Source organism: Ruegeria sp. BE9, assembly GCF_056538765.1.
The window spans coordinates 894276-917527 of the sequence record NZ_JBQFTS010000001.1; the positions used below are offsets into that span (position 1 = coordinate 894276).

The window sequence follows — 23252 nt, forward strand, 5'->3', positions numbered from 1 at the left end:
GCCCAATCATGGACCCGGCCTTTTTGCTTTCTAGTGAGTTAACCTAGTTGGTCACGATTTCCGGCCCCATGAAGGTATTGGGCAGGAATGTCGATATCCACGGTATGTAAGTCACCATGATGAGGAAAACGAACAGCACAGCTAGGAACGGCAAAGCAGCTTTCACTACCCCCATCATCGGCATTCCGGCTACGCCTGATGTCACGAATAGGTTCAGGCCGACCGGAGGCGTGATCATCCCGATCTCCATGTTCACCACCATGATGATACCCAAGTGAATGGGGTCAATGCCAAGCTCGATAGCGATCGGGAATACCAGAGGCGCGACGATGACCAGAAGACCCGAAGGCTCCATGAATTGACCGCCGATCAACAGGATAACGTTGACCACAATCAGGAAGGTAACTGGCCCCAGACCCGCCGACAGCATTGCTTCGGCGATATGCTGCGGAACCTGCTCGTCCGTCAAAACGTGCTTTAGGATCAGAGCGTTTGCGATCACGAACAGCAACGTAACAGTCAGCTTTCCAGCTTCGAACAGCGTGTGCTTGGTGTCCGGGTGGAAGAACGCGGTAATCAAAGCATAAGGCTTTTTCAGCAGCGGCAGGTTCGGCGCGCCTTCTTCGGTGCTGAGCGGTCCCATGTCTTTGTAGACAAAGCTAGCGATAAAGAACGCGTAGACAGCTGCCACAGCGGCAGCTTCGGTCGGGGTGAAGATCCCGCCGTAGATCCCACCCAGAATGATGACGATCAGGAAAAGACCCCAACCCGCCTCACGCGCTGAGACGAATACTTCGCCCCAACCCTTCCACTCGCCTTTGGGTAGGTTCTTGACTTTGGCCATTACATAAATGGCCACCATCAGCATGAGACCGGCCAGCAACCCAGGAATGACACCCGCCAGGAACATTCGCCCAACCGAGACTTCAACGGCCGCAGCATACACAACCATCACAATGGATGGCGGGATCAGAATTCCCAACGTGCCAGCGTTACAAATCACGCCTGCAGCGAATTCCTTGGAGTATCCAACCTGACGCATACCCGCGATTACGATCGAACCGATGGCTACCACAGTCGCCGGAGACGACCCCGAGAGTGCGGCGAACAACATACAAGCAAACACGCCCGCAATGGCCAGACCGCCGGGCAAATGCCCCACACAAGCGATCGAAAACCGGATGATCCGCCGCGCAACACCGCCTGTGGTCATAAAGGATGACGCAAGAATGAAGAACGGGATAGCCAGCAGGGTAAAGTGGCCTTCAAACGCCTCGAAAAGCGTTCCGGCAACGGATGCTAGCGAGCTGTCGGAATACATGAGAAGGAACAGAGTCGAACTGAGGCCCAGAGCGACGGCAATCGGCACCCCAATCAGCAGCAGGCCAATGACCATCGAGAAGAGAAGTACTACGTCCATCAATCATGCTCCCCTTGCTGAGCGCGCACTTCTTCGATCTCATCCTCAACCTCGTGGCTAGCGACGATACGGTCGGTTTCGCCACGCCAGATCTGAACGGCGACCTGTGCAAAACGAAACACCAGCAGCACCATGGACAGCGGTAAAATGAAGTAAGGAACGACCTTAGGTAGTTTTTCGTAGGCTTCGCCGTAGTTGATCATGTCTTCCAGAAACCGCAGCGGCGCGACCATCGGAATGTCATCAACTTCGTAAAAGCTCTGACTACGAGCATCAAAGTTGAAACCTGTCGGGAACCAACGGCCCGAGGTGGGCGGCAGATCCGCGAAAACAGCCCAATAGTCATACGCGCCCTTGAGCATCAAAAGCGAGAACACCAGACAGCAACCTACAGCAATCAGGGCCAAAATCCGGCGAGGCGCCGGAGCCAACATGTTCAAAATCGCGTCCACGCCCAGATGCGCGTGCTTTTTGACCGCGTAGGAGGCCCCCAGCAGCACCAGCCAGCCGAACGTGAAAACCGTCAACTCCAGCGCCCATAGGATGTTTGAGTTAAAAACGAACCGCGCGATTACGTTGGCAAAAGTTACGGCCGTCATAAGGCCCAAGAGCAACGCAATCAGGGTTTCTTCGATATGGTCGACCAGCCCGCCTTGGCCGGATTTCGCACCAGACATCTCTCTGTCCCCGCATTTTTTGTGATGAGAGTGATTGGGGCGGGCCTTTTGCGGCCCGCCCGGCCTGCGCGTCGATAACTCCCCAGTCCCCCGACGCGCGGCAAGCCCCGGGATTAGTACCCGGCGTTAATCGCCTGAGCGGCGTCGATCTTGTCCTGACCTACATCGTCAGCGAACTTGTCCCAAACAGGCTTCATCGCGTCGACCCATGCCTGACGCTGTTCTGGGTTCAGTTCACGAATGATACCGCCTGCATCGGTGATCGAAACTTTGGCTGCTTCGTTCACAGCAAAGGCTTCTTTGTTCCGAGTGTCGGTGACTTCGGCCAAAATGGTCAGGAACTGATCACGCACTTCGGGATCAAGGCTGTCCAGCCAGTCAACAGAGGTCACGACCAGATAGTCGATAATGCCGTGGTTGGTCTCGGTGATACCATCCTGCACTTCAAAGAACTTTTTGCCGTAGATGTTCGACCAGGTGTTCTCCTGACCATCTACAACACCCTGCTGCAGAGCACCGTAAACTTCCGAGAACGCCATTTTCTGTGGGCTACCACCGATTGCTTCCATCTGAGCGACCAGAACATCCGAAGATTGAACGCGGAACTTCAAACCCTCGGCATCCGATGGGCTCTCAAGAGGTTTGTTCGCGGACATTTGCTTCATGCCATTGTGCCAGAAGGCCAATCCTTGCAAGCCACGGCGCTGCATGCTGTCTTTCATTGCCTGACCGTCTGCCGAAGCTTGGAATGCATCCACGGCATCGATGTTCTTGAACATGAATGGCAGGTCAAACAGGCGGAACTGTTTGGTGAATTTCTCGAATTTTGACAGCGACGGAGCCGCCAGTTGCACGTCACCCTGCAACATCGCTTCGAGCACTTTGTCGTCATTGTAGAGCGTGGAGTTTGGATAAACTTCCATGCACATCACACCTTGCATTTCGTCATTTACGCGCTGTTCAAGCAGCGATGCAGCGATGCCTTTTGGGTGTTTGTCGGTATTTGTCACATGTGCGAACTTCACGACGATTTCGCCATCGTCGCACGCCGCGAAACCAGCGGTCGCTGTAACGCTCAGAGCGAGTGCGGTTGCAGCTGTTGTCAGAAATTTCATAGGTTTGTTCCTCCCAAACGTCTTCTAACTTCACTTTGGCCCTTGGTCAGAGCCGTATGGTGCGAAGTGAACCGAATCGAAGGTTACCGCTCAATAATTTGTTACATTTCCATAATTTTTGATTTTTTCTATTTGGAAACATAGATTTAAAAGAGAACCCTAAAACATACATTTTCAGGTCGGAATGGCACTGTGCGAAAAACCGCACAAGCTGTACTGTGTTTGTGCGGATTTTCGCACTAAAGGCGAATCACACTTTAAGAATCACTCGACGGTCAATGCGCTTAACCGCGGTCCACATACGCGAGCTGCCCCACTCAAGTTGCTGAACTGTATGACACTGCGGCTTTCCGCAGTCGCCGTTGTTTCAGATCACCTGCGATAGTCTTCCGGACGGATTTGATAGCGGGTCAACTTGTCATAGAAGGTCTTGCGCGGCAGCTTTAGAGCCTTGGCTGCGTCAGCGGCCTTGCCATTGTGCCTCCCCAATGCAGCGATCAACAAAGAGCGTTCCACCCGAGCCATTTGTTCGCTGAGCCCCAAATCAGTTGCTTGTGACACTTCTTCCGGCATTCCCAAGACAAACCGCATCGCGGATGACATTAAGGACCGAGCATTCCCGGGCCAGTCACTGGCCATAAGAGAGGCCAAATGTTCTGAAGAGATTTCGGGCTCTGCTATTCCAGCTTGCTCAGCTGCTTGGGCCACATAGTGACGAAAGATCACCGGGATATCCTCGGGCCTCTCGGCGAGGGACGGAATGCGCACCCTCATGACATCTAGCCGATAAAACAAATCCGCGTGGAACCGACCTTCAGAAGACATGACCGCCAGGTCAGCTGTCGTGCCGGCCAGTATTCGGGCACCGATACCCTGCTCTACCAACTCCAAGGCCGCGTATTGCGTTGCTTCGGGCATAGTCGAGATTTCATCCAAAAACAGTGATCCGCCAGCCGCATCTTCGCAAACGCGGACTAAGTCGTCGGCGGTCAGCCCCGAGGAAGGTCTTTTGACAAAAGGTCCCTGCCCTTGCGGAGACATCAGGTGTATGACTTCCGCCACTTTAGAAATCCCGCTACCTGCTGGCCCTGTGACCAGAACTTCGGCCCCAGTGAGCGCCACAGACCGAACACGCTCTCTCAACGCCTCGGCCTGAACTGACAACCCAAACAACAACCGCGCAGCCGGGTCACCTCGCTCTTGCTCATACTTTAGCGCGCGGTGCTCAAGAACTTGAGTTCTCTGCGCGAAAGCTTTGTCCAAAACTGCCAGCAGATCCGCCGCCGCACATGGTTTCTCGAGAAAATCGAATGCACCTTGCCCCATGGCCTGTACGGCCATCGGAATGTCACCTTCTCCAGTCAAAAGAATTACGGGCAGGTCAGGATCTACGTCATGCGCGTAGTTCAGCAGGTGGAAACCGTCTCGCCCCGGCATACGGATATCAGAAACGATAACACCCGGAAAATCAGGATCGATATGGTCTTTGGCAGCAACAAAAGACCCGGCCGTAATAGGGTTGTAGTCAGCCAGTTCGAGCGTCTGCGCCAATGCCTCACGAACAGCGGCGTCGTCATCAACCAAAAGGACTTTACGGCTCATGCCACCTCGTCTTCCCGATAGTACTCAAGCTCCACGGTAAACATTGCGCCTGTTGGCGCGTTGGCTCCACGAATGTTTCCACCGAAACTCTGAACCAAACCATAAGAGATCGAAAGGCCCAGCCCCATCCCTTCCGACGAACCAACGGCCTTGGTTGTGTAGAAAGGCTCAAAAAGCTTTTCGGTGTTTTCGATACCCGGCCCAATATCGCGTACTGTCACCGCCAGTTTCTTTCCGTTGTTTATCACAATGCAAATAAGCCGCTCCTCCTGCTGGCTCATCGCATCTGCTGCGTTGTTGATCAGGTTCACGAACACCTGGACCAATCGCACTTCACCACCCCATGCAAAAACCGGACTGTTTGGTGGCTGCCAGTCCATTGTGACCCCGTCGGCGCGCAAACGGGCGTCGGTTAACTCCACAGCCGTGTTGATTACCTGCACCAGATCGACCTTGCCCATCGGTTCATTCTCGTTTCGAGCAAACGCACGCAGGTTTTTGATAATTCGGGCCATCCGAGCAGCCATGTCAGAAATGCGTGTCAGATTTTCGGCGGCCTTTTCTTCTCGTCCCCTTGATAGAAAAGCCGCTCCGTTGTCAGCGAATTGCTGAATTGCCATCAGAGGTTGGTTGAGCTCATGGCTGATACCAGCAGACATCTGACCAAGCGCACTTAGTTTTCCCGCTTGGATAAGCTCTTCTTGAGCGTGCTTTAACGCAGTTTCGGCCTCTTGCCGTTCATGAACCTCACGGCGCAATGCAGAGTTCGCGGCCGTTAGCGCACGCGTTCGTTGCGCCACTCGGCTCTCAAGTACAGCATTGGCCTCAGCCAGCGTGCGACGACGCTCAGTCGCCAAAAACAGAAAGGCACCAAAAGCCAAACAAATCGCAGCCACAGCTGCCGCCTGCAGCCCCGCAAGCCGGCGAGCCGGTGCGACGTCAACCAGCACTTCGGCGATCATATCGATAACCGGCAAGTCGAGCGTCAGGTGCAAGGCGCGACGTGGCAAGTACCGACCCCAATTCAATTTCCATAACTCGTGTCGACCTACCTGCATCGACTCGAAATCAACGCCGCCACCATCTGGCGGTGTCAGGCCTTGCTGATCTTCGTCGCGGTGCCAAAACAACAGGTCAGATCTGTTCGAAATGAAGACCACCCCATCTGCATCAACAAAAAAGACAGCCTCAGTACTGCCCCGCCAGGTTTGCTCAACGTCCTGAACGTCAGCAACGACCATTAGTGCGCCTTCAACTTGGCCTGTGGGGCTAAAGGCTGGGGCTGCGTACGAATATATTCTGGCACCACTGGACGGCATTACACCATGCGAGCTTCCCATGGCACCCTGCATGGCACGGGCAAAGGCAGGATGCCCGATCATGCTGCGCTGATCCATCGGTTGAGCTGAGACTAACACCTGACCGGATTGGTCGATGTACATCATGTTGACGGCGGACGTTTTGTCCGCCACGTCCAATAACAGCCCGCGTGCAGCCCGCTGTTGCGATGGTGTCTCAAGCTCTCTCAGGCTGGGATGGTTCGCCATTAGAACCGCCAGTTCCTGATAAACCTGCATCTGAGTGCTGAGACGGTCCGCCGCCAGTTCCAAGTCAGCTTCGGCTTTTTCACTCAATTGCGACAGAGCCTGCCTATAGCCGTAAGACCACACGCCAGCGGACAAAAGCCCGACAGCAAACAAAAATCCCAGGATCATCCATAGCCTGCGCATGACATAGGGTCTTGCATTCAGAGCGCCTCATGGCAAGTGTGCGCGCCATGAAGACACTATTCCAATCGCCGGTTGACCCGGATTTCGTGCAAAACCCCTATCCATTCTATGACAACGCTCGTGCTGAAGGGGATCTTGTCTTTTGGTCCGACTACAACAAAGTCGCCGCAGTCTCACATCGCGCGGTTCAGGCGTTGTTGAAAGACCGCCGTTTCGGTCGTGAAGTCCCAATTGAGCAGCAACACCCTGGCCCCGAACACCTGGCCCCTTGGCTGAATGTTGAAGCGCACTCGCTTCTCGAAGCGGAACCTCCACGACATACACGGTTACGCGCTCTGGTGATGCGCGCATTCACTTCACGTGCAATTATCGCCCTGAAACCTTCTGTTAATGATCTGTGTCATAAGCTGATCAGCGACTTTTCAGACGCTCCGTTCGATTTGCTGGATGCCTTCTGCACACAGGTCCCTGTAATCACTATTTGCAGATTACTTGGGGTCCCAGAGGAAATGTCGCCCAGCTTGCTCCGTTGGTCCCATTCAATGGTCGCGATGTATCAGGCCAACCGGACGCGTCAAACAGAAGATACCGCTGCAACCGCCGCAAAAGACTTCACCGACTTTCTTTCAGGATACATCGAACAGCGGCGTAGCGATCCAAGGGACGACCTGATCACACGCTTAATCGTAGCAGAAGAAGATGGCGAGAAGCTCTCTCGTGATGAGTTGGTCGCCACCTGCATCCTACTGCTAAACGCCGGTCATGAGGCCACGGTCCATTCACTTGGGAATGGGGTCAAAACCGTACTGCAGCTTGGTATTGATCCGTTACAGTTTATCCCCAACCAAATTGATGGGTTGATCGAAGAAATTCTGCGATTTGACCCGCCTCTGCATATGTTCTCACGTTATGCCTACGAAGACGTCGAAGCGTTCGGGCACAAGTTCAAACGCGGAGAGGAAGTTGCTCTTTTGCTAGGCGCGGCAAATCGTGATCCAGCCACATGGAATGATCCCAATGTGTTCAACCCTGCCCGACAGATTGTGACAAACACCAGCTTTGGGGCTGGGCTGCATTTTTGCGTCGGAGCACCGCTCGCTCGATTAGAGATGCGCCTCGCCTTAATGGCCTTGTTCGAGCGTTGCCCGAAACTTCGTCTTTGTGGCGATCCCGAATACTCCAACACCTACCACTTCCACGGGCTAACCCGATTGATGGTTCAGGTCTAACGATCCTCATTTGTCGATCAATGCGTTCAGCGGAAGCATCGTGGTGGACTTAATTTCCTCCATCGAAAGCAGCGCAGTCACATTGTGTACGCGCACCTCTGAGATCAGTGTCTGATAGAACTCATCGTATGCGCGCGCGTTCTTCACCCGGACCTTGAGGATGTAGTCGATGTCACCAGCCAGCCTGTGAGCCTCTTGAACTTCGGGACGATCCCGCAGCGCTTTGAGAAACTTGCGTTGCCAATCGGCTTCATGCTCCGAAGTTCGGATCAGCACAAAGAACGTGGCCTCAAACCCGAGCGCCTCAGCGTCGAGCAGAACGGTCTGCTGACCGATTACTCCTGCCCCTTTCAGCTTACGGATTCGATTCCAGACGGGGGTCTTGGAACTGCCGACACGGGCCGCTATTTCATCCAGCGATTGGCTGGCGTCGCGCTGTAGCTCAACCAGAATTTTCCGATCCGTGTCATCAATTCGCACCGACATTCCAATTTTTCCTTCGTATTAAAACAAACATCCCGATCGCAAACCTCAACGAAACATATGTTCTTATTTAAGCGCCCATATGGCGCATTACCGGGAATATTTCCTATATTGGGGGTCAAGTCAAACCAACCGGAATAGAGCATGCAGCTTACGCAATCATATGATGGCACAGGACACGTCGACTTTGTCGGCGCAGGTCCGGGCGATCCGGAATTGCTGACCGTCAAGGCACTCAAAGCCTTTGACCGTGCTGACGTCGTTATGCACGACCGCCTGATCAGCGCTGAAGTTCTGGATCTCGCCGGCAACACAGCTGCATTGATCGATGTAGGCAAGGCCGGGTTTGGACCGTCTTGGAAGCAGGAAGACATTGACGCGTTACTCGTTGAACATGCACTGAAGGGTCAGCACGTCGTGCGCCTGAAGTCTGGTGATCCAACCGTATTTGGGCGTCTGGATGAAGAGATCGAAGCCGTCGAGGTTGCAGGTATCTCATGGCAGATCGTGCCAGGCATCACCGCGGCATCGGCTGCTGTTGCCGGAATCGGCCAAAGCCTGACCCGTCGGGGCCGTAATTCTTCCGTCCGCTTTCTAACCGGCCACGACATGAAGGGTTTCGCCGACCACGATTGGACTGCACTAGCACGTGCCGGTTCTGTTGCCGCGATCTATATGGGAAAAAAGTCCGCCCGCTTTATCCAGGGCCGTCTGATCATGCACGGCGCCGACCGCGAAACGCCGGTGACTTTGGTGGAAAACGCATCGCGCCCCGATCAACGCATCCTGGCCACGAACTTGGACCAGTTGCCCAACGATTTGAACGCCGCCGAAATGGACGGCCCCACCCTGACCTTTTATGGCCTTGCTCCGCGTCAAGCGGCGAAGGCACTGACCGAATTCAAGAAGGAGCATGCCTGATGGCCCGCGCTTTTACCCCCAAAGTGGTGACCGCCAACGATTTGTTGGAAGGTGATGTTATCTATCTGACCGAAGACGACCGCTGGTCGCGCGAATTGTCAGAGGCTGAGTTGATCACTGACGAAGCCCACGCTCAAGTGCGCCTGCTGGATGCCACATGTCAGGCCAGCAAAATCGTTGGTGCTTACCTCGCCGATGCCGTCGCCGGCGAAAACGGCCCCGAACCCACCCATTTCCGGGAAGACTTCCGCCGGACTGGTCCGTCCAACTATGCCCACGGCAAACAGGAATCTTCCCCGCAGCCCCGGGCCTAACTCTCGGCCCTCTCTCTCCCCTTCAAGGCCCCAAGGTTTCGGGGCTGCAACTAAGGACAGCTAATCATGTATCGCTACTCCGAGTTCGACACAGCATTTTTGGCAGAACGTAATGCGCAGTTCCGTGCGCAGGTTGAGCGCCGTATCGACGGCTCGCTGACCGAAGACGAATTCAAACCCCTGCGCCTGATGAACGGCCTGTACCTGCAGCTGCATGCGTACATGCTGCGGGTCGCCATTCCCTATGGCACCTTGAACAGCGCACAGATGCGGCAACTGGCTCTGCTGGCTGAAAAGTGGGACAAGGGCTATGGCCACTTCACCACCCGTCAGAACATCCAGTACAACTGGCCAAAGCTGAACGACGTGCCAGATATGCTGGACGCGCTGGCCGAGGTTGGAATGCACGCCATTCAGACCTCGGGCAACACAATCCGCAACGTGACCGCCGACCATTTCGCCGGCGCCGCCGCCGATGAGGTCGCCGATCCGCGCCCCTATGCTGAACTGCTGCGCCAGTGGTCTACCGACCACCCGGAATTCCAGTTCATGCCGCGTAAGTTCAAGATCGCCATCACTGGCTCGGAAAACGACCGCGCCGTGATCAAGGCGCATGACATTGGCCTGCAATTGGTCGAGCGTGACGGTGTTCTTGGTGCCCGCGTTATCGTGGGTGGCGGCTTGGGCCGCACACCCATGATCGGCAAAGAGCTGTCCGAATTCGTCGCGTTCGACGACCTGCTGGCGTACCTCGAGGCCACCGTTTCCGTATGGAACCAGATCGGTCGCCGCGACAACAAATACAAAGCGCGTATCAAGATCACCGTTCATGAAAACGGCATTGACACCATCCGCGCCAAGGTCAACGAGCGCTTCTTGCAAGTTCGCCCGCAGTTCAAGGGTGCGGACATGAACCTGCTGGAAGAGATCAAGGGCCACTTCGCTGCGCCTGACTTCCGCGAAGGTTCGGTTGCGTCGTTTGAAAGCTCCTACACCAACGATCCAGTCTTCCGTTCGTGGGTGGACACCAACATCGCGCCGCACAAGAACGCGGACCACGCGATCGTAACGATCTCGATCAAAAAGCACGGCCAGACGCCGGGTGATGCGACTGCTGAGCAGATGCGCGTAATGGCTGATCTGGCCGAAGAGTTCGCCTATGACGAGCTGCGCATCAGCCATGAGCAAAACGTGATCCTGCCGCATGTCCACAAGTCGGACCTGCCCGCGATCCACGCCAAGCTTAAGGAATACGAACTGGCAACTGCCAACATCGGCCTGATCAGCGACATCATCGCCTGCCCCGGAATGGATTACTGCGCGCTGGCCACAGCTCGCTCGATCCCAGTCGCTCAGGAAATCGCAAGCCGCTTTGAAGATCTGAAGCTGGAGCATGATATCGGTCACCTGAAGATCAAAATTTCGGGCTGCATCAACGCTTGTGGTCACCATCACGTGGGGCACATCGGCATCTTGGGTTTGGATCGCGCAGGCGTCGAGAACTACCAGATCACTCTGGGTGGTGACGGCACCGAGAACGCGGCTATTGGTGACCGTACCGGCCCGGGCTTTGCCTATGATGAGATCGTGCCTGCGGTTGAACGCATCGTCGACACGTATCTGGACCAACGCGAAAGCAGCGAGGAAACATTCCTGCAGACCTATCGTCGGGTAGGCATGGCGCCGTTCAAAGCGGCCCTCTACCCCGAGGCGCAGGCCAATGCCGCTTGACCTGATCCAGACGGAACTGGGTAAGGACCGCGCGGAACTGACTGAAACAGTCAACGCGCTGAACACCCGGTTCCGCCACCACAGTGCTCACGATGTTATGCACGGCGCCATCGAAGAGATCGAAGAGTTGGCTCTAGTCTCAAGCTTTGGCGCGGAATCGGTGGTGCTTCTGCATATGGCAGCGGTGGTCGATAAGATGACGCCAGTGCTGTTCGTGGATACCCAGATGCTGTTCATTGAAACGCTGGAATACCAGCAAGAAGTGAGCGAGCGTTTGGGCCTTAAGAACGTCCACGTCATCAGGGCCGACGATGAGGATGTTCAGCGCGAAGACCCCTATGGCGCGCTGCGCTTACGGGATATGGACGCGTGCTGCAACTTGCGCAAAACCTTCCCGTTGCAAAAGGCTCTTGCCGGCTATGACGGGTGGATTACGGGCCGCAAACGGTTCCAGTCCGGCACCCGCGCTGAGCTCGAGTTTTTTGAGGTCGAAGACGGTACCGGCCGGATCAAGGTCAACCCGTTGGCCCATTGGGCGCCTGAAGACGTGCGTGCCTATATGGACGAAAACAACCTACCCCGGCATCCGCTGGTGGCTAAAGGATATCCTTCAATCGGCTGTGCGCCCTGCACCTCGCCGGTTAAAGAAGGCGAAGACCCTCGCGCCGGACGTTGGCGCGATCAGAGCAAAGAAGAATGCGGTATCCATTTTGTCGATGGCAAGATGGTGCGCGCCGGAGAGAAAACATGAACGTAATCGTATCGGATACAGGGTTCGCCCCTGATGATTGGACCGACGGCTTCGTCACACTGGAAGACGCGGCCAATGATGTGGTCGCGCTGGATGTGGCCTCGGACACTGACCCGGATGAGTTGATTGATCGTCTGGGTAGTGCCCAGATGGTGCGAGTAGATTTCCCATCGTCAGCGGACGGTCGCGGATTCACAATTGCACGCGTCCTGCGCCTGAAAGGCTTTACTGGACGTCTGCGCGCGAAAGGTCATGTGCTGGCCGACCAATATGCCATGGCACGTCGCAGTGGATTTGACGAAGTCGAAATTGACGATGCTTTGGCGACTCGTCAGCCCGAAGATCAATGGCTGGCACGCGCGAACTGGAAAGACCACAGCTATCAGGCCCGCCTGCGCGGCTAAAACCGCGATCGCCAGCTTTATATCGGACGTGGGGGCAACTGCCCCCTTTTCCTGACTTGGATCAAAGATTAAACGGAGATGTCGGTTTACCCAACCGACAGTGAAACGATGACAGAGATGAAGCCCGTGACCGAAGCAACCGCCGTAAAGGCCCCTGTTCTGCCGGACGCGCAGACCGTAAAAGAAGTCAAACACTGGACCGACAGCCTGTTCTCGTTCAAGGTGTCGCGCCCTGCCTCACTGCGTTTCCGCTCGGGCGAGTTCGTAATGATCGGCCTTCTGGGCGACAACGGCAAGCCGCTGCTGCGCGCCTATTCGATCGCCTCGCCTTCATGGGACGAAGAGCTGGAGTTCTATTCCATCAAAGTGCAGGACGGCCCGCTCACCTCGAAGCTACAGCACATCAAGCCCGGTCATCAGATCATCCTGCGCCCCAAGCCCGTTGGCACATTGGTTCACGACGCTCTACTGCCAGGCAAACGCCTTTGGTTCTTTGCAACCGGCACCGGCTTTGCGCCGTTCGCCTCGTTGCTGCGTGAGCCGCAGACATACGAAGATTATGATGAAGTCATCATCACGCACACCTGCCGTGAAGTAGCTGAGCTTGAGTACGGCCGTCAGCTGATCGAAAGCATCCGTCAGGACGAAATGCTAGCCGAGTTGATCGGTGAAGGCTTTGCCGACAAGATCCGCTACTATCCGACGACCACACGGGAAGAGAGCCCCAAGATGGGCCGTATCACCAACCTGCTGAAAGACGGAACAGTGTTTTCGGACCTCGGGATCGAAGGTGGCATTCAGCCGGAAACCGATCGCGCGATGGTGTGCGGTTCACTCGCCTTCAACCTGGACATCAAGGAAATCCTTGAAGAGTTCGGTCTGCGCGAAGGTGCAAATTCCGAGCCTAAGGAATTCGTGATTGAAAAGGCCTTTGTCGGCTGATCGAGTTTTCGGTCGGGTCTTTCTGGGCCCGACCGCCAAAAACTCCTGATAAACCCGTAATTTTCACGCAGGCGGTTGCTTATGCCGCTTGAATCAAGTCGCGCGGCAGTCTAAATTCCGGGCTCGAAATTCTGCAATTATCAAAGGAATGAACCCATAGCTCGCAGACCTCACAACGCGCCGCCGCAGAGAGACACCGGCCCGCGCGTCAATGAAAAGATCCGTGCCCCCGAAATCCGCCTGATTGGCGCAGATGGTGACAATGTCGGGGTGGTTCATCCTGCCAAAGCCATGCAACTTGCGGCCGATGCCGGCCTGGACCTTGTCGAGATTTCGCCGAACGCGAACCCGCCGGTCTGCAAGATTATGGACTTTGGTAAGTTCAAGTACGAACAGCAAAAGCGCGAAAGCGAAGCCCGCAAGAAGCAAAAAGTCATTGAGGTGAAAGAGGTCAAATTCCGCCCTAACACCGACACGCATGACTACGACGTCAAAATGAAGAACGTCGTCAAGTTTCTTGAAAAAGGTGACAAGGTCAAAGTCACTCTGCGCTTCCGCGGTCGCGAAATGGCTCACCAGAACTTGGGTCGTGAGTTGTTGGAACGTGTAGCTGAAGACATCAAAGAACTGGGCAAAGTTGAAAACATGCCCAAAATGGAAGGCCGCCAGATGATCATGATGATCGGGCCTCTTCCTCAGAAATAAAGTCAGTTTCAATTCAACTGATTAAAGCCCCCTCGATTTGAGGGGGCTTTTTTGTTCGACAACGCGCCAGCACCATCACAGAACGGTTGAGATTGCCCTATCGAGTTTGCTGACCAACTCGTCGATTTGCGTGTCCTCAATAATGAATGGGGGCGCCAACAGAATGTGGTCTCCCAAACGGCCATCTCGCGTGCCCGACATTGGATAGCAGATTAACCCCTCTGCCATGGCTGCTTTTTTGATTTTTCCAGCCAAACCTCGCGAAGGATCGAATGGCGTTTTTGTTCCCCTGTCCTCGACTAACTCAATACCACGGAACAAACCTCGACCACGAATATCGCCTATGTGCGGGTGTTGACCAAAGGCCTCTACTAATGATGCGTGCAGTCGATCTCCCATCACTCCCGCCCGAGCTGGCAGTTCGTGTTCAGTCAATTGCTGCACGACGGCAAGCGCGGCGGCTGTAGCCACGGGATGACCGATATACGTGTGACCGTGCTGGAAAAAACCAGACCCATCACGGATTGCATCAAATATCCGGCCTGAGCACATCATCGCCCCTATCGGCTGATAGCCGGCGCCCAAACCCTTGGCGATGCACAATATATCGGGCTCAACCTGATCATAGTCACAGGCGAACAAATGCCCCGTCCGCCCCATGCCGCACATGACCTCGTCCAAAATTAACAGCACACCGTACGTGTCGCATATTTCTCTGATACGCCTGAAATACCCTTCAACAGCCGGAACAGCACCCAGTGTAGCACCGACAACTGGTTCTGCGATAAACGCCATCACACTCTCGGGGCCTAACGAGAGAATTTCGGCCTCCAGTTCGTTTGCAACGCGCTGTCCGTAGTCAAAACTACTCTCACCATCTTGTTTTTCGGCATACTCATAGCACGGAGCGATATGGGTCATTTCAATCAGCATCGGTGCGAACTGAGCTCTCCGCCATGCGTTTCCACCCGCTGACAACGCGCCCAACGTATTACCGTGGTAGCTTTGTCTGCGCGCGATAACACGCCGCCGCTCCGGTTGGCCGATTTCCAAGTAATACTGACGCGCCAACTTTATCGCGGCCTCAGTCGCCTCGGATCCGCCAGAAACAAAATAGACGCGGTCCAAATCACCGGGTGCGTTTTCAACCAACAAATCAGCCAACGCTTCGGCAGGCTCAGACGTCATAAAACCGGTATGAGCGAACGCGATTTGTCCAACCTGTTCTTGCACAGCCTTTATTACAGCGCTGTTAGAATGGCCCAGGCAAGAGACAGCAGCATCCCCACAGTCAAGATATCTGCGGCCCTGATCGTCAATTAGGTAGCAGCCATCGCCTCCTGCTGCTTTGGGCAGTTCGGATTTTGTGTGACGTGGAAAAATGTGACTCATTTCAATGCCCCTTCCAGCGTGGCAATCAGCGCCGAAACCGACGCCGCGTTATCGTCCCAGGTGTTAGTGTCGCCGTTGGTCAGGCTATTTTCGAAACCGACCCGAACGTCTCCGCCAAGAGATGCAGCGTATTCAAGGCACGCGTGCTCGCCCGCACCGAAAGCGCATACCATCCAGTTTGAAGCATCAGTTGGAAACCTATCTAAATCCCGCGGCGAAGATTCCTGATTTGCGGAATACCTCCCCAGAACCAGCAAACGATCCGTTTGATCCGGCCTTACAATCCCGGCCTTATGCCATTTCGTCAGCTGTACGGCATCTTCTGCATCATACAATATGTGTTGAACTCTGGTCCCTTGTTCCGCGCAGAGGCTATACACATCGCCTGCCATACCCGGTTCCCGCGCAATTTCACGAACCGATATGGATGCCCAGTCCGGGCGCACATTCTTCAAGCAATTGAACTGGGTGGGTACATCAAAGAGGCCTGCAGCCTCTGTAGTGATCTGAAGATCCATTTGAGGCACTACACGGCGAAGTTCGGCCATTGTCTCAAGGTACTGGCCAGAATCCAGTGAATGTCGCCCTTCCGCATCTCGGATATGTAGATGGAGGCCGTTTGCACCAGCAGCGAAACACGCAAGCGCAGTTTCGACGATCGCTTCTGTTGAGACTGGAATCCTTGCGTGGTCCTGCGGCCCCCGCCGCGCACCGTTTGGTGCGACCAATACATAGGGAAACCGGCTTTCCTTTTTAGTTCTGTGTGTCTCGGACATGGGCTACCTCAGGATTTCCAAGGTATCTAAACCCACATGTTGCGTTTTCTATTGGCTATTTCCAAAACATTTGTTTTTTTAATGCCATGAAACACACGCCGAATGAACTTACGGAAAGCCTACGAAGTGACATCGAGCATATGCCGCGAAACCTTCAGGCTGCGGCCAAGTACATCATCGATAATCCCGGTGATTTTGGGCTCAACCCTATTCGGGTCACTGCCGAGAAAATAGGCGTAAGTTCTAACGTCCTCGTCCGCCTGGCGCAGCGCATGGGCTTTGACAGTTTTGACGCCTTTCGCGCCCCTTTCCGGAACGCCCTTGTCACAGATCGAGAAAGCAATCTTGGCCAGGATTGGGTGACATCCCTCAACGACGGCGATGATTTCCGACGCACTCAAGCTCGTTTGGTACAAAACGAGCAAAATGTGGTAGCTCGTTCTTTGCGGTTAATGAACCCAGAACAAACCAAGGAAGCAGTTGAATTCATTTCCACCGCCCCAAGGTGTTTCGTCACCGCAACGCGGGCCAGCTATTCACTTGCCTATTACTTCTCATATTCCGGGCGAATGGCGCATCCTGGAATTCAGTTAATTCCCAGATACGTTGGCTCAGCAACGGATGATCTTTTAGACGCTGAACATCAGGATTGCTTACTTGCTATAACAGTCCACCCATATTCGGCCGACACAATTCAATCCATGCGGTTTGCACGACAAAAAGGGCTGCGCATAATCCTGATTTCGGACAGTGATGTCATAGCGCCCGGAGTAGAGCCTGATGTTACGTTTGTTGTCAGCACCAGAACGCTACACCACTTTTCCTGCTTTACCGGGGCAATGGCGGTATTGGAGTGTCTACTGGGCCACCTGTTCGAAACAAAAGGTGATGCCGCGCGGAAACGTTTGGACGAATATCAGAAAGCACGTGAAGACACCGGAGCTTACTGGCAACCCGCCAAAGTTCCAAAGCTTCGCCGCAAATGAAAAAGCCCCAGCTACGGGCCGGGGCTTTCTCTTATAGATTTTTACATACAGTCCTGAACAGCGCGTTTGGTCATAACGCCGACGAGGTGCGCGCGGTATTCCTTGCTCCCGTGCAGGTCGGCGATCATGTTGGCTGGGTTGATGCGCAGGTCCATTAACGCATCTGCGCGGAACTCTTTGTTCAGCGCTTCCTCTGCCTCGGACCAACGGAAAACGCCATCTTCACTGGCACCTGTCACGGCCACGCGGACACCGTCAGCAAAGCGCGCAACATACACCCCTACCAAAGCGAAACGCGAGGCCGGCTGAAGGAATTTTTGGTAGCTTGCAGCCAGTGGCACTGGGAAGCGGACAGATGTGACAATCTCACTCTCTTCAAGTGAAGTGGTGAACATACCTTCAAAGAAGTCGTCCGCCGCGATCTCTCGTGTATTGGTCACAACGGTGGCCCCTGAACCCAGAACACCCGCAGGATAGCAAGCTGCTGGATCGTTGTTGGCAATCGAGCCACCTATCGTTCCGCGATTTCGCACAGCAGGGTCGCCGATTTGCCCGGCCAGTGCCGCCAATGCTGGATAGCTATCTGCAGCCTCGGACGCGACGGCAGCATGAGTTGTTGCTCCGCCAATGGCGACTGAACCGTCGTCTTCGCGACAAACACCCTTCATCTCGGCGATCCCGCTTAGCGACACCAATGACGAAGGCGACGCCAGCCGCTGTTTCAGCGTTGGGATTAAGGTCTGCCCTCCTCCCAGTGCCTGCGAGTCCTCAGCCGACAAAGCGGCCACCGCATCAGCAATGGTTGAGGGTTTTTCAAACTCGAAATTGTACATTTCGTCTTCCTTTCCGAAGAGCACTCCCTTGCCCTTCATCTTTTTGGAATTTCTCCGGGGGCCCGAGGGTTGCCCCCCGGTCCACCCCCTCCACTCAACCGTTCATGGCCGCCCAAACACGCGATGGGCTCATGGGCATGTCCATATGATCGACTGCCTTTCCGCCCGAATTCAGCGCATCCAAGACCGCGTTGACCACCGCAGGAGGCGATCCTATCGCGCCAGCCTCACCACAGCCCTTCACACCCAGCGGGTTATGTGTGCAAGGGGTTTGGCTGGAGTGGTCTACACCATAGAATGGCACATCATCAGCACGCGGCATGGCGTAGTCCATGAAGGACGCGCTCAGCAACTGGCCGTTTTCGTCATAGGCGCAGTTCTCTAGCAGAGCCTGACCGATGCCCTGACCAATGCCGCCATGTACCTGACCATCCACGATCATCGGGTTAACGATGTTTCCAAAGTCGTCAGCTGCAGTGAAGGCTTCGATAGTGACTTTGCCGGTATCGGGATCCACCTCAACCTCGCAAGCATAGGCGCCCGAAGGGAAGGTGAAGTTTGCCGGGTCATAGAACGCGGTTTCCTCCAACCCAGGCTCAACTTCCAGCGGGTAGTTGTGAGGCACATAAGCTGTGAGAGTCACATCACCCCAAGCCACCGACTTGTCGGTGCCTGCTACGCTAAACTGGCCGTCTTTCAGCTCAATATCGGCTTCAGATGCCTCTAGCAGGTGGGCCGCGATCTTCTTGGCCTTTTCGATCACCTTCTCTGTGGCCTTAACCATAGCCGAGCCGCAAACGGCAAGCGAACGCGAGCCATAAGTGCCCATGCCAAACGGGATCTTCGAAGTATCGCCATGCACGATTTCGACCATCGACTCGTCGATGCCAATCATGTCCGCCACAACTTGCGGGAAGGCCGTCTCATGCCCCTGCCCGTGGCTATGTGCGCCGACCATGACACTGATCGAGCCGGTGGCGTTCACCCGCACGGTCGCCGCATCATAGAGACCCGCGCGCGCGCCCAGCATCCCCACGATGTTCGACGGTGCGATACCGCAAGCCTCGATATAGCAGTTGATGCCCAGACCGCGCAGTTTGCCATTCGCTTCGCTCTTGGCACGACGAGCGGCAAAACCCGCCAGATCGGCGGCAGCCTCTAGCTTGTCCATTGTCCCGTTGTAATCCCCGGTGTCATAGGTCAGTGCGACCGGAGTGTCGTATGGGAATTGAGTGATAAAGTTCTGGCGACGCAGAGCAATTGGATCAACACCCAATTCTCGAGCGGCTTTATCGACGACACGCTCTAACTGATAGGTCGCTTCGGGGCGGCCCGCGCCGCGATAGGCATCTACCGGCACCGTGTTGGTGAACATCGCCTTCACGTTCACCTGAATAACCGGCGTCTTGTAGTTACCTGCCATCAGCGTCCCGTGTAGCCATGTCGGAACCGAGCTGGAGAAGGTCGACAGATAAGCGCCTAGGTTTGCATAAGTGTTAGTACGCAAGCCTATAAAGTTGTTGTCCGCATCCAGCGCCAGTTCAATCTTGCTGACATGGTCGCGACCATGAGCATCGGACATGAACGCCTCGGACCGGCTGGACGTCCACTTGACCGGACGGTTGCAGGCTTTGGCAGCAAAGGTGCAGAACGCCTCTTCCGCATAGTGGAAGATCTTGGTGCCAAAGCCGCCTCCCACATCCGGGGCTACAACGCGCACTTTGTGCTCTGGCAGGCCCAGAACAAACGCACACATCAGCAGGCGGATCACATGCGGGTTTTGCGACGTGGTGAACAGCGTGTACTCATCAGTGCCGCGCTTGTACTCACCGACTGCCACACGTGGTTCCATCGGGTTGGCGACCAGTCTGTTGTTCACCAGATCCAGAGTGGTCACATGGGCCGCATTTGCAAAAACCTCATCGACCTTGGCATCGTCGGTTTCGCCCAGCTGCCAGTCATAGCAGATGTTGTTTTTCAAATCGTCGTGAACCAGCGTCGCGCCATCCTGTGCGGCCGCTTTCATATCGATAACGGCGGGCAGTTCCTCGATATCTACATCGATCGCTTCAGCCGCGTCGCGGGCCTGCTCAAGGCTGTCTGCCACAACGGCAGCAATAGGGTCGCCCACGTGGCGAACTTTGCCTTGTGCCAAAATCGGGTGCGGCGGTTCCTGCATAGGAGCGCCATGTTTGTCGGTCACTTCCCAGCCGCAGGGCATCCCACCCACGCCCTCGAAGTCTTTTCCGGTAAAGACCTTCACCACGCCCGGCATCCCCTCGGCCGCCGAAGTGTCCACGGATTTGATCCGACCATGCGCGATGTCGGACCTTAGAAAATGCACATAGGCCTGGCCATGTACGTTGATGTCGTCGGTGTAATTGCCCGCTCCGGTCAGAAAGCGTACGTCCTCGCGCCGCTTGGAACTGGCTCCGATGCCACTGTCTTTGGGCATTGCTTGTTCTCCTCCCATAAACGGATGCAGCGATGCACCCTATGTCATCCCACGGGCGTCTCCTCATACGCCCGCAGTGGCATTATTCGGCAGCGATGCTGCTGGCATCCTGACCCGAAGCGGCCATGATCGCCTTGACGATGTTGTGGTAGCCGGTGCAACGGCAAAGGTTGCCTTCCAGATACTTGCGGATCTCGGCCTCGGTCGGGCGCGGGTTTTCCTTGAGCAATGCCGCTGCACTCATCACCATACCTGGCGTACAGAAACCGCATTGCAGGCCGTGATGGTCTTGAAATGCCTGCTGGATCACATTCAGCGAGCCATCCGGACTTGCCTGACCTTCGATCGTGCCAACGTCGGCCCCATCCGCCTCAAGTGCCAGCATGTTGCAGGACTTAACCGCCTCTCCGTTCACGTGAACCACGCACGCGCCACATTGCGCAGTATCGCAGCCCACATGGGTTCCGGTCAGCGACAGGTGATCACGCAGAAAGCTAGACAGCAACGTCCGGCCCTCGACATCACCGCTCACGGATTTTCCGTTCACGGTCATTGAGACCTGTGTCATATGTTCCTCCCAAAATGAAACTCTCCCTGCGCCGAGTTAAACACGGGAAAATTTGTTTGAGAACAAAAATATTTAGCGATTTTTTTGCCAGGTCTTTCGGACAGCCTTCACGACATATGTCGTTGAAGCAAGAAGGCAAATAATCCCTACGTTACCCTTTGCGTGCAGCCCTTGGTTGCGGTCGCGTCGGAATTTCCTTGAGCAATCCACCTACACCCATAGCCGCAATATCAGCGCCGGTCGTTTCGATGCCGCATGACACCCGTGACAAGACCCAATCCGCACCATTCAATGCCGGGGATCGCGCGCAGCCCGGCAGTCCGATCACAGGACGCACACCAAGCGAGCCGAGAAACAGTAAGTTACCCGGATCGACTGGCATGCCGAACCGATCTACATTCCCGCCGGCAGCCCGCACAGCTTGGGGTGCTACATCCGAAGGGTCTGAGGTGGCTGAACCCGTTAAGATCATAACCACATCGCCCTGTGTTTCATTCAACGCAACCGCAAGTTCGTGTGTTCTGTGCGGCACGATGTTGACGTCAGACAGTTCCATTCCCAATGCCTCAACCCGACCTCGGATGGCGGCGATACCCTTTTCATTTGACGGACCACCTGGGATATCTGTGACGATCAACCCGGCCTTTCGATAAACGGGTCTGACGAGACGAATGGAATCCTCCGCCAATCTCGACGCGGCAAGAACGTCTGCGCCGGGCACAGCATAAGAGATGACTTTAATCGTCGCGACCATCCCACCAGCAGTCATCTGCTGATACTGAGGAACGGTAGCCACGGTAATCATTGGATTAACTTGGTTAAACGCTTCAAGAGCCGCGACGTCCAACGCGACAACACCCGGTTCATCCGCCAGCAAATTCACGCGACCCGTGAACGGCTTAGTAACTCGTAGAGACGCTCTCTCTGGATCCGGTGTCAGCGCTTCTGCGAGCATTCGGGCGGCTTCATCCTCATGACAGTCGCCGGGATCAAGCCGAGCGACCGTTACGGTCTCATGTCCTGCGGCCACCAAACTCTCTTGATGTTCGGGCAACAAGACGATGCCTTTGCGCAACTTGGTCTCACCGACTTGTACCGAGTGGGCCAGTATCGTTCCGGCAGCTTGGTCAACCGGGATGGGGCCGAACTTCACGCTTTACCCCGCAAAACAGCGGTCATTTGTGCCAGAATGGCAACCGCGATTTCAGCAGGACCAGCAGCGCCAATATCCAAGCCAATCGGGCCGTGGATCTGGGATATCTGATCTTCAGTAAAGCCTGCTTCTTTCATCCTGGTTACTCGTTTTGAATGAGTGCGGGTCGATCCCAGTGCACCAATGTAAAACACCCCTGCTTTCAAAGCTGCTTCCAATGCCGGGTCATCCAGTTTGGGATCATGCGTCAAAAGAACTACTGCGGTGCGCGAATCCATTCCCAGTTTTGTTACGGCTTCATCGGGCCAATCCGTCAGGATCGTCTCGCCCGGAAAACGGGCATTCGACGCAAACGCATCGCGAGGGTCGACAATTGCCGGGTCGTAACCTGCTATTCTCGCCATAGGCACCAGTGCTTGGGCAATGTGAACCGCGCCTACGATGATCAACCTCAACGGTGGGTTATGCACCCCGACAAAGGTCTGTCCATCTTCCTCAAAGCCGGATCGATCCATGCGCAATCGATCTGGATAGGTGTTCCGACGCAATGCCCTGTGCCCCGTTTCGATATTCACCTCATAAGCCACCGGTTGACGCTTTGCTCGGGCATCCACCAGTTCTTGCAACATCTGTTCGGGAAGGACGACTCCGACGGGTTCAACCAAAACTCGGATCGTGCCGCCGCACGCCAAACCAACGGCAAAGGCATCTTCGTCGCTCACACCGAACTCAAGCAGGCGCGCTTCGCCCTCGTCGATTGCCTCAAGCGCCTCGACCACGACCGCGCCTTCTACACAACCACCCGAAACCGAGCCTTCAATGCGACCGTCGCCACCAATCACAAGCTGTGCACCTACGCGGCGCGGCGCGCTTCCCCACGTCTCAACAACGGTCGCCAACGCGGTTGGCTTACCGCCTTTGTGCCAATCCAGCGCAGTCTCAGGGCTGTTGTCGAATCTGTCCATTGCGCCCTCCCCATATGTTCTATCCCAACATAAGCAGGTTTGACGGGATGAAAAGTGACCCTTCGCCAACAACCAATTGGAAGCGGCTGTAAACACAAGC

At 55.3% G+C, this 23252-nt stretch carries 22 protein-coding genes; 9 read left to right on the forward strand and 13 right to left on the reverse strand.

What is annotated here, in order from left to right:
* Positions 1-43 precede the first annotated feature (43 nt).
* The 5 genes from ACR0EO_RS04375 to ACR0EO_RS04395 form a co-directional block, all read right to left on the reverse strand.
* Positions 44-1420: a TRAP transporter large permease gene (locus tag ACR0EO_RS04375; protein WP_480687363.1), complete on the reverse strand. Its 1377-nt coding sequence runs from the start codon at positions 1418-1420 to the stop codon at positions 44-46.
* Entirely contained in the window at positions 1420-2097 is a 678-nt protein-coding gene (locus ACR0EO_RS04380) for a TRAP transporter small permease (protein ID WP_480687365.1), read from the reverse strand. The genes ACR0EO_RS04375 and ACR0EO_RS04380 overlap by 1 nt, the downstream gene beginning before the upstream one ends.
* Before the next feature lie 113 nt (positions 2098-2210).
* Complete coding sequence (locus ACR0EO_RS04385; protein WP_480687367.1) at positions 2211-3212, reverse strand: DctP family TRAP transporter solute-binding subunit; 1002 nt, start codon at positions 3210-3212, stop codon at positions 2211-2213.
* A 372-nt stretch (positions 3213-3584) separates the two neighbouring features.
* Positions 3585-4814, reverse strand: coding sequence for a sigma-54-dependent transcriptional regulator (locus ACR0EO_RS04390; RefSeq protein WP_480687369.1), 1230 nt, complete (start codon positions 4812-4814; stop codon positions 3585-3587).
* Positions 4811-6529, reverse strand: coding sequence for a sensor histidine kinase (locus ACR0EO_RS04395; protein ID WP_480687371.1), 1719 nt, complete (start codon positions 6527-6529; stop codon positions 4811-4813). Before ACR0EO_RS04395 ends, ACR0EO_RS04390 begins: the two co-directional genes overlap by 4 nt.
* Before the next feature lie 62 nt (positions 6530-6591).
* On the opposite strand from ACR0EO_RS04395, the gene ACR0EO_RS04400 reads away from it, so the two are divergent.
* Complete coding sequence (locus ACR0EO_RS04400) at positions 6592-7773, forward strand: cytochrome P450 (protein ID WP_480688224.1); 1182 nt, start codon at positions 6592-6594, stop codon at positions 7771-7773.
* 6 nt (positions 7774-7779) lie between these two features.
* Here ACR0EO_RS04400 and ACR0EO_RS04405 read toward each other — a convergent pair whose 3' ends face one another.
* Positions 7780-8259: an Lrp/AsnC family transcriptional regulator gene (locus ACR0EO_RS04405; RefSeq protein ID WP_480687373.1), complete on the reverse strand. Its 480-nt coding sequence runs from the start codon at positions 8257-8259 to the stop codon at positions 7780-7782.
* Positions 8260-8400: 141 nt separating this feature from the next.
* Between ACR0EO_RS04405 and cobA the strand changes: the two genes are divergently transcribed.
* The 7 genes from cobA (at position 8401) to infC (ending at position 14024) form a co-directional block, all read left to right on the forward strand.
* Complete coding sequence (gene cobA / locus ACR0EO_RS04410) at positions 8401-9177, forward strand: uroporphyrinogen-III C-methyltransferase (protein WP_480687375.1); 777 nt, start codon at positions 8401-8403, stop codon at positions 9175-9177.
* On the forward strand, positions 9177-9491 hold the full coding sequence (locus ACR0EO_RS04415) for a DUF2849 domain-containing protein (RefSeq protein WP_480687377.1): 315 nt from the start codon (positions 9177-9179) through the stop codon (positions 9489-9491). Before cobA ends, ACR0EO_RS04415 begins: the two co-directional genes overlap by 1 nt.
* A gap of 66 nt (positions 9492-9557) precedes the next feature.
* Positions 9558-11222 (forward strand): nitrite/sulfite reductase, encoded by a 1665-nt coding sequence (locus ACR0EO_RS04420; protein WP_480687379.1) that lies wholly within the window; start codon positions 9558-9560, stop codon positions 11220-11222.
* Entirely contained in the window at positions 11212-11973 is a 762-nt protein-coding gene (locus ACR0EO_RS04425) for a phosphoadenylyl-sulfate reductase (protein ID WP_480687381.1), read from the forward strand. Before ACR0EO_RS04420 ends, ACR0EO_RS04425 begins: the two co-directional genes overlap by 11 nt.
* Positions 11970-12377: a DUF934 domain-containing protein gene (locus tag ACR0EO_RS04430; protein WP_480687383.1), complete on the forward strand. Its 408-nt coding sequence runs from the start codon at positions 11970-11972 to the stop codon at positions 12375-12377. Before ACR0EO_RS04425 ends, ACR0EO_RS04430 begins: the two co-directional genes overlap by 4 nt.
* A 108-nt stretch (positions 12378-12485) precedes the next feature.
* Entirely contained in the window at positions 12486-13319 is an 834-nt protein-coding gene (locus ACR0EO_RS04435; RefSeq protein ID WP_480688226.1) for a ferredoxin--NADP reductase, read from the forward strand.
* A 243-nt stretch (positions 13320-13562) separates the two neighbouring features.
* The gene (gene infC / locus ACR0EO_RS04440) at positions 13563-14024 is read left to right on the forward strand and encodes a translation initiation factor IF-3 (protein WP_480688228.1); all 462 of its coding nucleotides are present in this window, start codon (positions 13563-13565) and stop codon (positions 14022-14024) included.
* A 75-nt stretch (positions 14025-14099) separates the two neighbouring features.
* On the opposite strand, the gene ACR0EO_RS04445 is transcribed toward infC, so the two are convergent.
* Together ACR0EO_RS04445 and ACR0EO_RS04450 are read right to left on the reverse strand one after the other, a co-directional pair.
* Positions 14100-15416, reverse strand: a complete 1317-nt coding sequence (locus ACR0EO_RS04445; RefSeq protein WP_480687385.1) for an aspartate aminotransferase family protein — start codon at positions 15414-15416, stop codon at positions 14100-14102.
* On the reverse strand, positions 15413-16192 hold the full coding sequence (locus ACR0EO_RS04450; protein WP_480687387.1) for a beta-keto acid cleavage family enzyme: 780 nt from the start codon (positions 16190-16192) through the stop codon (positions 15413-15415). The genes ACR0EO_RS04445 and ACR0EO_RS04450 overlap by 4 nt, the downstream gene beginning before the upstream one ends.
* A 140-nt stretch (positions 16193-16332) precedes the next feature.
* Here ACR0EO_RS04450 and ACR0EO_RS04455 point away from each other — a divergent pair, with 140 nt between their 5' ends.
* Complete coding sequence (locus ACR0EO_RS04455; protein ID WP_480687389.1) at positions 16333-17178, forward strand: MurR/RpiR family transcriptional regulator; 846 nt, start codon at positions 16333-16335, stop codon at positions 17176-17178.
* A gap of 41 nt (positions 17179-17219) precedes the next feature.
* On the opposite strand, the gene ACR0EO_RS04460 is transcribed toward ACR0EO_RS04455, so the two are convergent.
* From ACR0EO_RS04460 to ACR0EO_RS04480, 5 genes are all read right to left on the reverse strand, one after another.
* Positions 17220-18011 (reverse strand): FAD binding domain-containing protein, encoded by a 792-nt coding sequence (locus ACR0EO_RS04460; protein ID WP_480687391.1) that lies wholly within the window; start codon positions 18009-18011, stop codon positions 17220-17222.
* Between the two features lie 94 nt (positions 18012-18105).
* Positions 18106-20466: a xanthine dehydrogenase family protein molybdopterin-binding subunit gene (locus ACR0EO_RS04465; protein WP_480687393.1), complete on the reverse strand. Its 2361-nt coding sequence runs from the start codon at positions 20464-20466 to the stop codon at positions 18106-18108.
* 82 nt (positions 20467-20548) lie between these two features.
* Complete coding sequence (locus tag ACR0EO_RS04470) at positions 20549-21034, reverse strand: (2Fe-2S)-binding protein (RefSeq protein WP_480687395.1); 486 nt, start codon at positions 21032-21034, stop codon at positions 20549-20551.
* A 151-nt stretch (positions 21035-21185) separates the two neighbouring features.
* Positions 21186-22187, reverse strand: coding sequence for a molybdopterin-binding protein (locus ACR0EO_RS04475; protein WP_480687397.1), 1002 nt, complete (start codon positions 22185-22187; stop codon positions 21186-21188).
* Positions 22184-23152 (reverse strand): XdhC family protein, encoded by a 969-nt coding sequence (locus ACR0EO_RS04480; protein WP_480687399.1) that lies wholly within the window; start codon positions 23150-23152, stop codon positions 22184-22186. Before ACR0EO_RS04480 ends, ACR0EO_RS04475 begins: the two co-directional genes overlap by 4 nt.
* Positions 23153-23252 lie beyond the last annotated feature (100 nt).